This is a genomic window from Microbacterium sp. ZW CA_36, assembly GCF_044987475.1.
In the GTDB taxonomy this organism is placed as follows: domain Bacteria; phylum Actinomycetota; class Actinomycetes; order Actinomycetales; family Microbacteriaceae; genus Microbacterium.
Map to the genome: position 1 here is coordinate 72,701 of NZ_JBJDRL010000008.1, position 14,349 is coordinate 87,049.

A 14,349-nucleotide genomic window follows, 5' to 3' on the forward strand; every position below is an offset into this window, starting at 1 on the left:
CGTGTCGCCGTGGAGGCTATTCCGATGGGAGCCCGGCCACGGTGGCATGCGGGCTTCCGGTGCGTGGTGGCTCGACGTCCGGCTCGACGCTGGCCGCACCCGACGCGCGGTTGAACATGCGCCGGATGACGGCATCCATCACCGTCCCGATGACCGCGGCTACCACGATCGCGAGCACGATGGCCAGCAGCGGCTGGTCGTGCAGCCACTGCCCGGCCACAATGCCGAAGATCGCCGAATACGCGGCCCAGGTGACTCCGGCTGCGATCGACAGCGGCAGGAACCGGCGAAGCGGGTAGCCCGTGGCACCGGCTGTCATGTTCACGGCGATACGGCCCACCGGGATGTAGCGCGCGGTGAAGATGAGGAGCGCTCCGCGGCGGTCCAGCCCGCGCCGCGCCCAATCGACCGCGCTGGTGGCGCGCGTCGTCCGCATCCACCGGAAGCGGTCCGTGCCCAGTACCCGGCCGAGCTGGTACGCGATGTTGTCCCCGATGATGGCGCCTGCGGCGGCGGTGCCGATGAGCAGCAGCAGGTTCGGCTGGCCCGTGACTACCGAGACGGTGGCGGCTCCGACCACGACGGTCTCGCTCGGAACCGGCGGAAAGAACCCGTCGATCACGCACACCGTGAGCACGACCAGATACACCCACGGCGATGCCGCGAGGTCGGTAACGAGGGTCGTCAGTGTCGCGAGGAGGTCCATGCCTGCGACGCTACGAGCGGGTCGGAGACCGGCACATCCGACCGAAGGAGGGACGGCACCTTACTTTCGTCAGTCCTGCGGCACGCGCCTGTCTTCCTACGATGGGGGAATGCTCCGTGCCCGTCTGCGGCGAGGGTCGTGGTCGACGCCGCTCGGCGTCGTCCTCCTGTTCCTCGCGACGTCGATCGCGCTTCCGTTGGCGCGGTGGGGCGACTCCGCGCTGGTGCTCAGCCTCATCCCGGCAGCGGTCGCGGGCTACCTGGCCGGGCGCCACATGGTCGGGCTCGTCCCGGCCGTGGTCACCTTCTCCGTCGTGCTGGCAGTCTCGCTCCCGGTCTCTTACGTGATGCCCGGCACCGCGCCGCTCGGCGATTGGATGGCGAGCGTCCTCATCGCACTGCTCACCGTCGTCGCTCCATGGTGGTTCGGCAGGTACCGGATGCTGCGAGAGGAGCAGCGGGAATCGGATGCCGCGATCCTCGCCGACCGCGCGCAGGCGGAAGAACGCGCGCGCATCGCCGATGACCTCCACGACACGATCGGCCACGAGCTGGCCTTGATCGCGGTGCAGGCGGGTGCCCTCGAGCTCGGGCGGGGTCTCAGTTCCGAGCAGCGCGAGCAGTTCCGTGCGCTGCGCGAGGCCTCGGTGCGGGCGAGCGACCGTCTGCGGGACGTGGTGCGGATGACGAGGCCCGAAGAAGGCCCGAGCCGAATCGATCCCCGCGGCGGCGATGGCATCGATGCGCTCGTGTCGGGGGCACGCGATGCCGGCATGAGGGTGGAAGCGCGCATCGATCATGGGGTCGTCTCGGCCGCGGATCCACTCATCGCCGAGTTGGCCGCGCGGACCGTCCGCGAAGGGCTCACGAATGCCGCGCGACACGCTGCCGGCGCGGGGGTCGTGATCGACGTGGCGCGGGATGAGGCCGGCGGCATGACGGTGTCGATCGTCTCGAAGGGGTCGACCGAGGCCGCGACGCAGGGCAGTGGTCACGGCATCCCGAGCCTCCGCCGTCGCGCCGAGCTGCTCGGCGGCTCCCTCGACGCGGATTCGCGGCAGGACGGCGGCTTCGAGCTGAGGCTGCTCGCGCCGATGCGCCCCGAGACTGTCGCGCAGCGTCCGCTGAATGCTCCCGACCCAGCGCTGCGTTCCAATGCGCGCACGGCGCGCCGGCGTGTCTGGCAGGCGACGATCGTCCCGGCGGTGATCCTCGGGCTCGCCCTCGTCGGCTTCGTGGTCGTTCAGGCGATCACGTTCGGGCAAACCGCGATCACGTCCGAGGTGTACGAGAGCATCGAACTGCGCACGACGCGGGCTGAGCTCGCCCCGCTGCTGCCTGCGGGCATCCCGGGCCCTGTGCCGATCGTTGCCGAGCCCCCGATGCCCGACGGAGCCGAGTGCGAGTACTTCGCCGCGCGGGACGGCTGGCTGCATTTCACCGACGCGACGTACCGCCTGTGCTTCGATCAGGGTGTGCTCGTCGAGAAGACACTGCTGGAGGCGTCATGATCCGCGTGCTCATCGCCGACGACGAGGCCATGATGCGGGCGGGCGTGCGCGCGATACTCGAGTCCGACCCCGAGATCGACGTCGTGTTCGAGGCCGCGAACGGCCGCGAGGCGATCGACGGCAGCCAGCGTCACCGTCCCGATGTGGCCGTGCTCGACATCCGGATGCCGGTCCTCGACGGCCTGAGCGCGGCCACCGAGATCGCGACGACCGTGCCGGGCACCCGCATCGTGATGCTGACGACCTTCGGCGAGGACGACTACATCGAGCGCGCGCTCGGCGGTGGCGCACTGGGGTTCCTGCTGAAGGCAGCGGATCCGCGCGAGCTGATCGCGGGGGTCCGCGCGGTCTCGGAGGGCGGCGCCTACCTCTCTCCCGACATCGCGCGCCGCGTGATCGCGCCGTACCGCGAGGGCGACCGTGTGCGCAGCGCCGAGGCTCGCGAGTCGGCCGCGGCCCTGACCGATCGTGAGCGGGAGGTGCTGGCGTTGCTCGGGGCCGGCGCCTCGAACGCCGAGATCGGAACGCAGCTGCACCTCGTGGAGGGCACGGTGAAGGGCTACGTCAGCTCCATCCTCGTGAAGCTCGGCGTGCGCAATCGGGTCGAGGCCGCGGTCCTGGCATATCGGGCCGGGATCGTCGAGCACGATTGATCGGAATCGTGTACCGCGAGGTCGCTCACGCCTGGCGAGACGGATGCCGCGCGCGCGGAAGACACCTTCGGATAGATCGCGCGGTCGAGGACCGGCATCCGACCTGCGTCCTCCGCGCCGCGGTCGCTATTGGCGGGCCATTGCGATCCGCACCCGCTCGTCCGGGTCGATCAGGTGATCGTGGTCGTCGGCGCCGAGGTCGATCTGCACCCAGTTGATGCGGCCCCTGAACCGGCTGGTCTGTGGCGTGTAGTCGTCGCTCACGGGTGTGCCCGACTCGTAGCCGACGTCGGTCGTCTCGTCGGCCGAGAAGACCATGGGCTGGGTCAGCCCGACTCGGCCGGTGCCGACCGGGGCGCCGTCGTAGTAGATGGTGACGTCACCGCCCTTCGCGAGGCCGCCGCCGTCGTAGGCGAACTCCGCCCGCACCTGGTGGGTACCGGGGGCGACGGCGCTTCCGGCCGAGATGGTGAAGCGGTGGATGCCGAGCGCGTTGTAGACGAAACGGGCGGCACCGTCGAGAAGGTAGAGGCTCCATCCTCCGAACCGGCCGCCCTGAGCGATGATGACACCCCGTCCGCCGTCTTCGGGAACGTCGACCTCCGCGGTGACGGAGAAGGAGCGGTTCTTGATGCTCACGACGCTGTTCTCCGACAGCCGGCCCATCCCGGGGAAGAAGAGCTGCGAGTCGCCGCGTATGAGTGTCGGTCGTCCCGCCATCCCGGGGTCGAGGCGCTCGGCGGTGCGGTCGTCGAGCGGCAGCACGTTGTACTTGACCGCCTCGATCAGCCAGAGTCTCTGCAGTTCGTGCAGTTTCTCGGGGTGCTCCCTCGCCAGATCGCGCGCCTGGCTGTAATCCGTCGCTCCGTCGTAGAGCTCCCACACGTCGTCGTCGAAGGCCGGCAGTGCGCCGCCCACCATGACCCAGGGCGTCCGGTGCTTGGTGACGGCGCTCCAGCCCTGGTGGTAGATGCCGCGGTTGCCGAACATCTCGAAGTACTGCAGGTCGTGCGACTCGGGGACGTCGGCGTCCTCGAACGCGTACAGCATGCTGCGGCCCTCCATGGGCGACTGCTGCACGCCGTTGACCTGTGTCGGCTCGGGAAGCCCGGCCGCCTCGAGGATCGTCGGTGCGATGTCGATGACATGGGTGAACTGAGACCGCAGGCCACCCTTGTCGTGGATCGTCCGCGGCCAGTGCACGATCGTGCCGTTGCGGGTGCCTCCCCAGTGCGAGGCGACCTGCTTGGTCCACTGGAACGGGGTGTCCATCGCCCACGCCCAGCCGACGGCGTAGTGGTTGTACGAGGTCGGCGAGCCGAACTCCGCCATCTTGGACCGCATGAACTCGGGCGTTTCGAGCGCAGCCATGCCGTTGAAGTTCGCCATCTCGTTGAAGGCGCCGTTGACCGTCCCCTCTGCTGAGGCGCCGTTGTCGCCGATGATGTAGTAGACGAGCGTGTCGTCGAGGATCCCGAGATCCTCGACCGCGTCGAGGACTCTTCCGACGTGATGGTCGGTGTGCTCGAGGAACCCCGCGTACACCTCCATCTCGCGCTCGAGCACGGCCTTCAGGTCCTCGGGCATGTCGTCCCACGCGGGGATCTCGTCGTGCCGCGCGGTCAGTTCGGCGTCGGCCGGGATGACGCCGAGCTCCTTCTGGCGGGCGAACGTCTTGTCGCGCTGCGCGTCCCACCCGTCCGCGAACTCACCCTTGTACCGGTCCGCCCATTCGGCCGGCACATGATGTGGTGCGTGGGTGGCTCCCGGCGCGAAGTAGACGAAGAACGGCTTGTCGGGAGCGAGCGCCTTCTGTGTGCGGATCCAGCCGATCGCCCGATCGGCGAGATCCTCGGTGAGGTGGTAGCCCTCCTCCGGCGTCGCGGGCGGTTCGACGGGCGTCGTCCCCTCGTAGAGCGCGGGCTCCCACTGGTTGTTCTCGCCGCCGATGAAGCCGTAGAAGGTCTCGAACCCGCCACCTCCGGACGGCCACGCGTCGAACGGGCCTATCGGCGAGGACTGCCATACGGGCACCTCGTGGCACTTCCCGAATTGGGCGGTCGAGTAGCCGTTGAGCTTCAGCGTCATCGCCAGCGGCGCCTTCGTATTGGGGCGCAGCGAACTGTTCCCCGGGGCCGAGGTCGCGGTCTCGGTGATGCTTCCCATACCCACGGAGTGATGGTTGCGGCCGGTCAGGAGCGCCTGCCGCGTCGGCGCGCACAGGGCCGTGGTGTGAAAGCGGTTGAACGTGAGGCCCCCGGCCGCGAGTCGCTCTGCGACTGGTGTGCGGCACGGGCCGCCGAACACGCTCGAGGCGCCGAAACCCACATCGTCCAGAAGGATGACCAGCACATTCGGCGCGCCCGCGGGTGGCAGGAGCGGCTCGATGGGCGGATACGCGGTTGCGGGGTCCTTCGCGTCGTAGGTGGTCAACCCCGGGCGCGGCCGGTCGGGAATCGGGAGCATCGTGCGGGCATGGCGATCGACAGTCATTGTCTTCCTCCTCGGTTCCCCAAGCGCACGCTACCGCACACCGCCGCGCGCACATCACCTCATCTGAGTGAACGGATGCCGGCGCGAGCGTTGCACAGAGCGACGGTCGACTTCCCGCCGGTCTCCCTCGCACCGAACGACAGCGCCCGCCTGCATCGCAGGCGGGCGCTGACGACGGACGAGATCAGGTGGTGACGGGCTCCGGGTCGACAGGCGTGGTGGTCACCTGGGTCCCCTCTGCGACGCCGCGACCGAAGGACCGGCCCTGCACGACGGCGCCGAGGTCCAGTCCGGTGGCCGCCTTGACGCTCTCGAAGGTCGCCGTGAGGCTCGCCGACTGCTCGCGGGCCAGGTGCGTCGCCGCGCTGTCGCCGCCGATCATCGTGATGGTGCCGATCTTCTCGTAGCCCTTGGCGAACTCCGCCATGAGCTGCGGCAGCTGTCCGATGATCTCCTTCGCGAGGATCGCGTCCTGGTTCTCGCGCAGTGCAGCCGCCTCGGCGGCGACGGCCTCGGCGACCGCATTGCCGCGAAGACGGATCGCCTCCGCTTCGGCCTCCGCCTGCACGCGAACCGCGGCGGCCTCGGCCTCGGCCTTCATCCGGACGGCTGCGGCCTCGGCGGAGGCGGACGCCTCACGCGCCTCGGCCTGCGCCTTCACCGCGTACGCCTCGGCATCTGAGCGCTCCTGGGCGACCTTGCGGTCCGCTTCGGCGTTCTTCTCGCGCTTGTAGGCTTCTGCGTCGGCGGCGATCTGCTGCTGGTAGGCCTCGGCGTCCGCCAGCGTCTGCTGCTTGTACTTGTCGGCGTCGGCGACCTTCTTGACCTCGGCATCCAGTCGTGCCTGGGTGTTGTTGGCCTCCTGCAGGAGCACGCCCTGCTCGGCCTCGGCGCGGGCGAGGTTCTCGGACTGCTCGGCCTGCGCGTTCGCCCGGCCGACCTCCGACTTCGCGGCGGCGGTGTTCTTGTCGAGGGCGGTCTGCTCGATCAGGTTGGCCTCGTCGGCGGCGAGCTGGCGCTTCTTCACCTCGCGCGTGGCGTCGATCTCTGCGACATCCGCTTCGCGCTTGACGCGCTGCACCTCCTTGGCGCCGAGCGCGGAGATGTAGTTGTTCTTGTCGGTGATGCCCTGGATCGCGAACGAGTCGAGCACCAGCCCCTGCGCGAGCAGATCGCCGGAGATCCCCTGCGCGATCTCGTCGCTGAGCTTCTGCCGATCCTGCATGACCTGCTCGACGGTCAGCTTCGCCACGACGCCGCGCAGCGCGCCTTCGAGCTGCTCGGTCGTGAAGACGACGATCGCATCGTCCTGCGACGCGAATCGCTCCGCGGCGCGGCGGACCTGGTCGGGCGTCGAGCCGATCTTCACGAGGGCGACGCCGGTCAGGTCGATGGTGACACCGTTGATGGTCTGAGCGGTCGGCTCGAACTTGATCTGCCGCGACCGCAGCGAGACCTTGTCGGAGCGCTGCGTCAGCTTGTTGACGAACGCACCCCGACCGCTGATGACGGTCATCTTGTTCGCTTCGCCCTCGGTGCTGTCGCGGGCCTTCTTGCCGACGATGACGATGGCCTCGTCGGCCTTGGGCACCTGGTACCAGGCGCGGAACAGGATGAAGCCGATGAGGACGACGACGAGGATGACTCCGGCAGCCACTGCGATGCCGATGAGGCCGAACAGATCCATGTGGGGGTTCTCCAGGTTGAGCCCGCCGATTGCGGGCCATGCACCGAATCTATGCGCAACCAGGCATGTCCCTCGACCGCAGGGGCCGGAAGCGGGTCGCCAGCGCGCCGTTCAGCGTCCGTGCCGCCTCGAACCGCTACGCATCCGCCGGCGCGGTGACTTCGCGAGCCGTGTCGGCCGGCGGGCGCTGCGCCCTGCTCAGCAGCACGAACGGCACGGCGACCGCCGAGATCACACCGCTCCAGAGCAGCGACGCGCCGTATCCTCCGACATCCGCAGCTCGTCCCAGCACCGGCTGGAACACGACCCCGCCCGCAGAACCCATCAGCGAGTCGAAGGAGAGCACGGTGGCGCGCTGCTTCGAGGGGATCATGTCGTTGAGGTAGGCGCGGTGCACGGGGTCGTCGATCGCCGACGCGATGCCCCAGAGCGCCACCAGCACGAGAGCGACCCAGAAGTTGCGGATCAGCCCGAGCCCGATCAGCACCACGGCGCTCGAGATCGTGGCGAGGAGGATCGCCGAGGTGCGGCGGCGGAAGAGCCGGCGCGCCCAGGGTGCCAGCGCGCCGCCGACGATGGAGGCCCCTGACAGCAGAGCCGCCGCGAGCCCGGCGATCGAGTAGGCCTCCTCGTCGCCCCACAGCTCCAGCAGATACGGCTGCAGTGCATAGAACACGTAGATGCCCACACCCGCGGTGAAGGGGCTCGCGAGCATGAGCCAGCGCACCGGCGGATCGCCGAGGCCGTAACGGAAGGACGCCCGCAGCACCGTGCGCGTCGCCCGCAGCGGGCTCTGGCTGCGGTCAGGTGTGAAGCCCAGATCCCGCATCAGGAGGGCGGCGACGACGAACATCACCAGCAGGATCGCTCCTCTGACGAGGAAGGGCACGCCGAGGTTCGTGACTTGTGCGAGGACACCCCCCAGCACCGAGCCCGACAGCATCGCGATGCCGCCGACGATCTGCGCCCGGCCGAACACCGTCTCGAGGCTGCCCGGATAGCCGGTGGCCTTCAACGCGTCGACGAGCCACGCATCCACGGCGCCGGAGAAGAACGTGAAGCCGAGTCCGAGCAGCACGGACACGATCGCCCAGGCCCAGAACGGCGAATGCCAGACCCACAGCAGCCAGTACATGACGGTCGTCACCGCCAGCGTGATGGTGCCGAGCAGATACGACGCCCGGCGCCCGACGGTGTCGGCCACGACGCCCGTCGGGATCTCGAAGATCAGCATCCCGGCGGTGAAGAAGGCATTCGCCGAGAAGGCCTCGAGGTTCGTGAGCCCGGCGTCGAGGAGGAAGAGGGTGTTGATGCCCCAGATGAAGGACGCTGCGAGCGTGTTGCCGAGCATCAGCGTGTAGTACGTGCCCTGCACTCGGCGGGGAGTGGGCAGCGATGGCGCGGAACTGGTCCTGGAGATGGCGGCACCGCCTCACGGGGTCTTCGGCCGACACCGCGACAGTATCCCTCCCGGCCGAAGCCGTCCACGGGGTCGCCGCGGCGGGCGCTCGCGCCGCTATACGGAGGCGGGGCCGGCGAAGCCGGTCGCGCGGGTGTCGGCGCCCACGGTCTGGTTCATGTGCTTCGCGATCCGCAGCACGACGGCACGGTCGCCGATGCGGGCGCCGTGCAGGGCGTTCTCGAGGGCGAGCTCGAACCGGTTGACGTCGGCCAGCCGCCGCAGCCAGACGGCCAGGATGAGGTTGTAACGACTGGCCGCGGTGATCGCGAGCCGCACCTCGGGCACGGACGTGATGGCGGTGCGGGCGACCTCGAGCACCTGTGCCGGTGCCTCGACGAAGTACCAGGCATAGATGGGCCAGCCGGATGCCGCGCGCGCCATGTCGGTGCGAAAGCGCAGGCTTCCCCTCGCGCGAAGCGTCGCGAGCGCATCGGCCACACGCTGCGGCGCGAACCCGCTGCGCTCGGCGATCGTGGCGATCGGGACGCGGCCGTCCGCCCACACCTCGCGCTCGATCGCCTGCCGCAGGTCGTCGGGCACGCGCTGCGCCGCACGGGGCCGCGGCGGCCTCGGTGGGCGGACGCCCTGGGCCTCGGCCGGTTCCAGCGCGCGCAGCCGCCAGCTCGCGCCGTCGATGAGCGTCTCGTTGACGAGGTGCGTGCGCACCGATCGGACGCCGTCGAGCCTGCCCAGGCGGTGCAGTGAATAGTCGGACAGCCCGGCGATGTCGGGGGCGAAGACGATCGCCATGAGATCGCGTGACCCGGAGGTGACGTCGAGAACGTAGACCGCGGGGTCGCGCTGCAGCTCCTGGATGACGGCATCCATCTTCGCCCGCTCGCAGTCGATCTCCATGATCGACACCTGCCCGATCGTGGGATGCCCCGTGACCCACGCGATGCCCTCCTCGCGCAGCCGTGCCCACCGGCGCGCGAGCGTGCTGGCGTCGACGCCGATGACGGGGGACAGCTCGTTCCAGCTCGCACGCGGCTCGATCTGGAGGGCATGGACGAGTCTTCGATCGATCGGATCGAGGGTGATCTCCTGCACTGGCGGCCTTCCGAGAGGGCATCGGTAGCGCAATTCTGACGCATCGAACATCGATCTAGCGCAGATAGCCCGCGGATTCACGTGTTCGAAACATGCACAAGCGCACCATTGCCGCATCGATCGCACCGACGAAAGGACCATCGTGAGCCTCATCACGACCGACGCCGTCACCCTCACCGAGTTGAAGCGCCATGCCGCCGACAACGTCGAATCACGCCGTGACGAGCTCATCGGCCTGAGCCACGCGATCCACGAGAACCCCGAGCTGTCGTGGCAGGAGCACCACGCCGCAGCCCTCGTCGCCCGGGCGCTCCAGGACGCCGGCTTCGACGTCGAGGTCGGGGCGTACGGCGTCGCCACCGCCGTCGAGGCGGTGTACGGCACCGGCGACCTCACCGTCGCGATCTGCGCCGAGTACGACGCGCTTCCCGGCATCGGCCACGGCTGCGGGCACAACGTCATCGCCGCCTCGGGAGTGGGCGCGGCCCTCGCGCTGGCACCCCTCGCCGACGCGGCCGGCGTGCGGGTCAAGCTGCTCGGCACGCCTGCGGAGGAGCACGGCGGCGGCAAGGTGGCTATGCTTCTCGCCGGCGCCTGGGAAGACGTCGACTTCTCGCTCATGGTGCACGGCATGACCGGAGAGGACATCTCGGCGACGGCCTTCAGCGCGACGGCCGTCGACCGGTTCGAGGTCGTCTTCCACGGCAGGACCGCACACGCCGCCGGCATGCCGGAGCAGGGGCTCAACGCCGCGTCCGCCGCCGCGATCGCCCAGACCGCCGTCGCCTTCCTCCGCCAGCAGCTGCCCAAGGACACGAATCTCAACGCGTACGTCTCGCACGGCGGAGAGGCGACGAACATCATCCCCGACCGCGCCGTGGTGCAGGTCGAGCTGCGCGCGTACGACATCGACGTGTGGCGTGACATGAAGAAGCGCGTGCTCTCGTGCTTCGAAGGCGCGGCCATTGCGACGGGATGCCGCTGGGAGTGGTCTCCGACCGAGCATCCCTACGCGCCCGTGAAGCACGACGCATCGCTCGGCGCCCTCTGGGACCGCAACCTCGTGGCGCGCGGCCGCACGATCGGCGAGGCGAAGATGGGCGGCGGCTCCACCGACATGGGGAACGTGTCGCAGGTCGTGCCCTCGATCCACCCCACCATCGCCTTCCTCGGACAGACGGGCCCCGCCCACAACCCCGAGTTCACCGCTGCTGCGGCCACCCCCGCAGCCGACGAGGCCGTCATCGACGCCGCCACGATCCTCGCGTGGACGGTGCTCGACGTCGCCTTGGACGACGCCCTGCGCGCCGACCTGCTCCACCGCACCGCCGAGCGCCCCGTCGGGGCGACCCGGACCACGCTCGAGGCATGACCGGCCCCGCTGACGCGGACCGTACCGCCTCCCCACCTGGAGAACCCGACATGACCGCTCCCACCCACGAAGGCAACGTCGCCTCGACAGGACCGCAGTCTCCCAGCCGCCTTCAGCAGACGGCATCCGTCATAGCCCTCGGATTCCGCAGCCCGCGGCTGTGGATCCTCATCGCACTCGTCGTCGCCATCTCGGCGGCTGCGCAGGCGATCGGGCCGATCGTCATCCCTATCGGCATCGCGTCGGTGACGCTGCTGCCGATGATCTGGGGCATCACCGCGGGCGCCGTCGTCTCGGGGCAGCGTCTCAAGCCGCTGCCGATCGACCTGCAGCAGGCGGCCACCGTGATCATGGGCGTCGCCGTGCTCTTCCTCTGCGCGCGCCTGTCGTTCACGATCGGCCCGAACATCCCGCTGCTCCTGCAGGCCGGCCCCGCGCTGCTGCTGCAGGAGGTCGGTCACCTGTTCGGCACCATCGCACTGGCGCTCCCGCTCGCGGTGCTGCTGCGCATGGGGCCGGCGACCGTCGGCGCCACGTTCTCGATCGACCGTGAGGGCTCGTTCGCGATGGTGAGCGAGCGCTACGGCTCCGACTCGCCGCAGTACCGCGGAGTCCTGTCGATGTACGTCTTCGGCACCATCTTCGGCGCCGTCATCGTGAGTCTCATCGCCTCGATCGCCGCTTCGCTCGGCATCTTCGACCCGCTCGCCCTCGCGATGGGTGCGGGCGTCGGCTCGGGATCGATGATGGCGGCCGCGGCATCCGTCATCGTGTCGGCCCACCCCGACATGCAGGACCAGGTGCTCGCGCTCGCCGCCACCTCGAACCTGATCACGGGGGTGCTCGGCATCTACATCGGGGTCTGGGTGTCGCTGCCCCTCGCCGACCGCTTCTACAAGCTCCTCACCCGCAACAAGGACGCGGCGCTGCCGGGCCGACGGTCGAAGGCCAAGGGCGCCATGCCGACGGCGGCGGTCAAGACCGTGGCCGAGACGGTGCTCGAGAAGCCGAACGTGCGCGTGCCGCTCTGGGTGTCGCTGCTCATCATCGGCTTCGCGGGCCTGGTCGTCGCCGCGATCGCGGCGAAGGGCTTCTCGTGGGACATGGTGATCGCGTACCTCGTCATGGGCGCACTGGTCGCGGGCGGAATCGGCCTCGCCAAGGTGACCCGCGGCAAGGTGCCGGCGATCATCGTCGTGATGACGGTGGGCGCGTTCCTCACGTCGCCGATCTCACCCGTCGCCGGGTGGTTCACGACGGTCTCGGACACCATCGACTTCCTCTCGCTCATCACCGTGATGCTGACGATCGCAGGCTTGAGCCTCGGCAAGGACCTGCCGATGCTCAAGAGCATCGGCTGGAAGATCATCCCCGTCGGGACGGTCGCCATCACGGCGTCGTTCATCCTCTCGGCGATCGTCGCCGAGTTCGCGCTGGGACTGTGGGGCTGATGACCGGCACCGCCGTCCAGGTCGAGCGCGGGGTGTACACCTCCGCGCTCGACCTCTTCTCGATCGGCATCGGCCCCTCGAGCTCGCACACCGTCGGCCCGATGCGTGCGGCCGCCGATTTCCGCGACCGTCTCGCCGACGGCGGGGTCCTGGCAGCCGTGGTCCGGTTCGGCTGCCGCCTCGACGGCTCGCTCGCCGCGACGGGAGTGGGACACGGAACACCGGATGCCGTCATCGCCGGCCTCCGCGGACACCGCCCCGAGACCGTCGACCCGGCGGTCGTCCACGGCGCCTGGGCGCTTCTCGAGACGGGTGGTGTGCTCGACATCGGCGGCGTGCGGTTCGCACGCGGCGACATGACGTTCGCGCCGCGCGAGCGTCCGCACGGGCATCCGAACTCCCTCACGCTGCGCGCGGAGCTCACCTCGGGTGACGTCGTCGAGGAGACATATCTGTCGGTCGGCGGCGGCTTCATCCGGCGTCTCGGAGAGCCCTCCGTGGCGGAGGCGGCCGACCCCCGCCCGGTGATGTCGGCGGCCTCCGCCTTTCACAGCATGCGGGAGCTGCTCGACCTCTCGCGCGGACGCAGCATCGCGGATGTCGCCTGGGAGGCCGAGGTCGCCGTTCACGGCGCGGTCGCGGCCCGACGCGGGCTCGACGCGATCTGGATGGCGATGCGGGCGTGCATCGAGCGCGGCCTCCACTCCGACGGCGTGCTGCCGGGCGGCCTGCGCGTGCCGCGCCGGGCGGCCGCGGCGTGGCGCCGACTCGCCGAACGGGGTGAGTCGACGGATGCCGCGGAGGCGGTCTCGGTCTACGCACTCGCGGTCAACGAGGAGAACGCGGCGGGCGGACGAGTGGTGACCGCGCCGACGAACGGCGCCGCGGGCGTTCTCCCCGCCGTGCTCTACCAGTCGGTCGCCGCCACCGGCTTCGCCCCCGAGCTCATCCGCCGGTTCCTGCTGACGGCGACCGCGATCGGCTCGATCATCAAGGCCAACGCCTCGATCTCGGGCGCCGAGGCGGGCTGCCAGGCGGAGGTCGGCAGCGCCTGCGCAATGGCGGCCGCCGGGTTGACGGCCGTGCGCGGCGGCACGCCCGCGCAGATCGAGAACGCGGCGGAGATCGCGATCGAGCACCATCTCGGCCTCACGTGCGACCCGGTGTCAGGGCTCGTGCAGATCCCCTGCATCGAACGAAACGCGGTCGCCGCGTCGACGGCGATGACCGCGAGCCGCCTGGCGCTGCTCGGCGACGGCAGCCACATCGTCGACCTCGACACCGCGATCGAGACGATGCGGCAGACCGGCGCCGACATGTCGTCCCGCTACAAGGAGACCAGCGCGGCAGGGCTCGCCGTCAACGTCGTCGAGTGCTGACCCCGTCCCCGAGATTCGACCCGTTCCCGTTCACGGGCCGGCGGTGCAGGGGGCATCGGGGACCGCGCTGCGGGTCGCGGCTTCAGCCGTACCACTCGCCATAGCTCTGCGCCCGGCGGTGGTGAACCGTTCCCCCGTCGATCGGGGCCGTCTCATGGCCTGCCAGTTCGTGCACCCAGGGCGGGTGCTGGTCGATCGTCACCGAACCCGCGCCGGCCGTGAAGTACGCGGCGATGGGAGGACTCCCCACGAATGCGGCCGCGAAAGCACCGGCACCCTCGAGGCGCACGAAGGCGTCGCGCGAACGCAGGTCACGCATGAGCACGGCAAATGCTTCGGGATCGACGGATGCTGCTTCCTGCGGCGCGCCGGGCACCTGCGAGCCCAGCTGGCCGACGAGTTCTTGACGCTGCGAAGGTGAGAGCCGCGAGTATGCGGCTGCGTACGCCTTGTCGGCGACGCTCGCCGGAACGTTCCCCAGAACGTAGGCGTAGCGGGCGATCTGCTCGTCTTCACTGATCGCGTGGTGTGCGTGCCGCCTCTTCACGACCCCTCCTGCCCGATAGGCGTCAGACTACGCCCGCCC

General features: G+C 69.8%; 11 protein-coding genes. 5 read left to right on the plus strand and 6 right to left on the minus strand.

Translation table 11 applies throughout. The annotated features are described in order from the left end of the window. Positions 1-16 precede the first annotated feature (16 nt). The gene (locus tag ACI3KX_RS06080; RefSeq protein ID WP_404908669.1) at positions 17-706 is read right to left on the minus strand and encodes a DedA family protein; all 690 of its coding nucleotides are present in this window, start codon (positions 704-706) and stop codon (positions 17-19) included. A gap of 109 nt (positions 707-815) precedes the next feature. Here ACI3KX_RS06080 and ACI3KX_RS06085 point away from each other — a divergent pair, with 109 nt between their 5' ends. After that, entirely contained in the window at positions 816-2,216 is a 1,401-nt protein-coding gene (locus tag ACI3KX_RS06085; RefSeq protein WP_404908672.1) for a sensor histidine kinase, read from the plus strand. Then, complete coding sequence (locus ACI3KX_RS06090) at positions 2,213-2,869, plus strand: response regulator (RefSeq protein WP_404908675.1); 657 nt, start codon at positions 2,213-2,215, stop codon at positions 2,867-2,869. Before ACI3KX_RS06085 ends, ACI3KX_RS06090 begins: the two co-directional genes overlap by 4 nt. Before the next feature lie 126 nt (positions 2,870-2,995). On the opposite strand, the gene ACI3KX_RS06095 is transcribed toward ACI3KX_RS06090, so the two are convergent. From ACI3KX_RS06095 to ACI3KX_RS06110, 4 genes are all read right to left on the minus strand, one after another. Continuing rightward, positions 2,996-5,362: a sulfatase-like hydrolase/transferase gene (locus tag ACI3KX_RS06095; RefSeq protein ID WP_404908678.1), complete on the minus strand. Its 2,367-nt coding sequence runs from the start codon at positions 5,360-5,362 to the stop codon at positions 2,996-2,998. Between the two features lie 184 nt (positions 5,363-5,546). Next, positions 5,547-7,049, minus strand: a complete 1,503-nt coding sequence (locus tag ACI3KX_RS06100) for a flotillin family protein (RefSeq protein WP_404908681.1) — start codon at positions 7,047-7,049, stop codon at positions 5,547-5,549. A 136-nt stretch (positions 7,050-7,185) separates the two neighbouring features. Then, positions 7,186-8,400, minus strand: coding sequence for an MFS transporter (locus ACI3KX_RS06105; RefSeq protein WP_404908716.1), 1,215 nt, complete (start codon positions 8,398-8,400; stop codon positions 7,186-7,188). Positions 8,401-8,565: 165 nt separating this feature from the next. Continuing rightward, positions 8,566-9,561, minus strand: coding sequence for an Lrp/AsnC family transcriptional regulator (locus ACI3KX_RS06110; RefSeq protein WP_363356790.1), 996 nt, complete (start codon positions 9,559-9,561; stop codon positions 8,566-8,568). A 142-nt stretch (positions 9,562-9,703) separates the two neighbouring features. Between ACI3KX_RS06110 and ACI3KX_RS06115 the strand changes: the two genes are divergently transcribed. From ACI3KX_RS06115 to ACI3KX_RS06125, 3 genes are read left to right on the plus strand one after another with little or no spacing between them, the layout of a single operon-like run. After that, positions 9,704-10,933 (plus strand): amidohydrolase, encoded by a 1,230-nt coding sequence (locus ACI3KX_RS06115; RefSeq protein ID WP_363356791.1) that lies wholly within the window; start codon positions 9,704-9,706, stop codon positions 10,931-10,933. Positions 10,934-10,983: 50 nt separating this feature from the next. Next, the gene (locus ACI3KX_RS06120) at positions 10,984-12,384 is read left to right on the plus strand and encodes a DUF3100 domain-containing protein (RefSeq protein ID WP_363356792.1); all 1,401 of its coding nucleotides are present in this window, start codon (positions 10,984-10,986) and stop codon (positions 12,382-12,384) included. Then, positions 12,384-13,763, plus strand: coding sequence for an L-serine ammonia-lyase (locus ACI3KX_RS06125; protein WP_404908685.1), 1,380 nt, complete (start codon positions 12,384-12,386; stop codon positions 13,761-13,763). Before ACI3KX_RS06120 ends, ACI3KX_RS06125 begins: the two co-directional genes overlap by 1 nt. 82 nt (positions 13,764-13,845) lie before the next feature. On the opposite strand, the gene ACI3KX_RS06130 is transcribed toward ACI3KX_RS06125, so the two are convergent. Beyond that, positions 13,846-14,310, minus strand: a complete 465-nt coding sequence (locus tag ACI3KX_RS06130; RefSeq protein ID WP_363356794.1) for a hypothetical protein — start codon at positions 14,308-14,310, stop codon at positions 13,846-13,848. Positions 14,311-14,349: the final 39 nt, after the last annotated feature.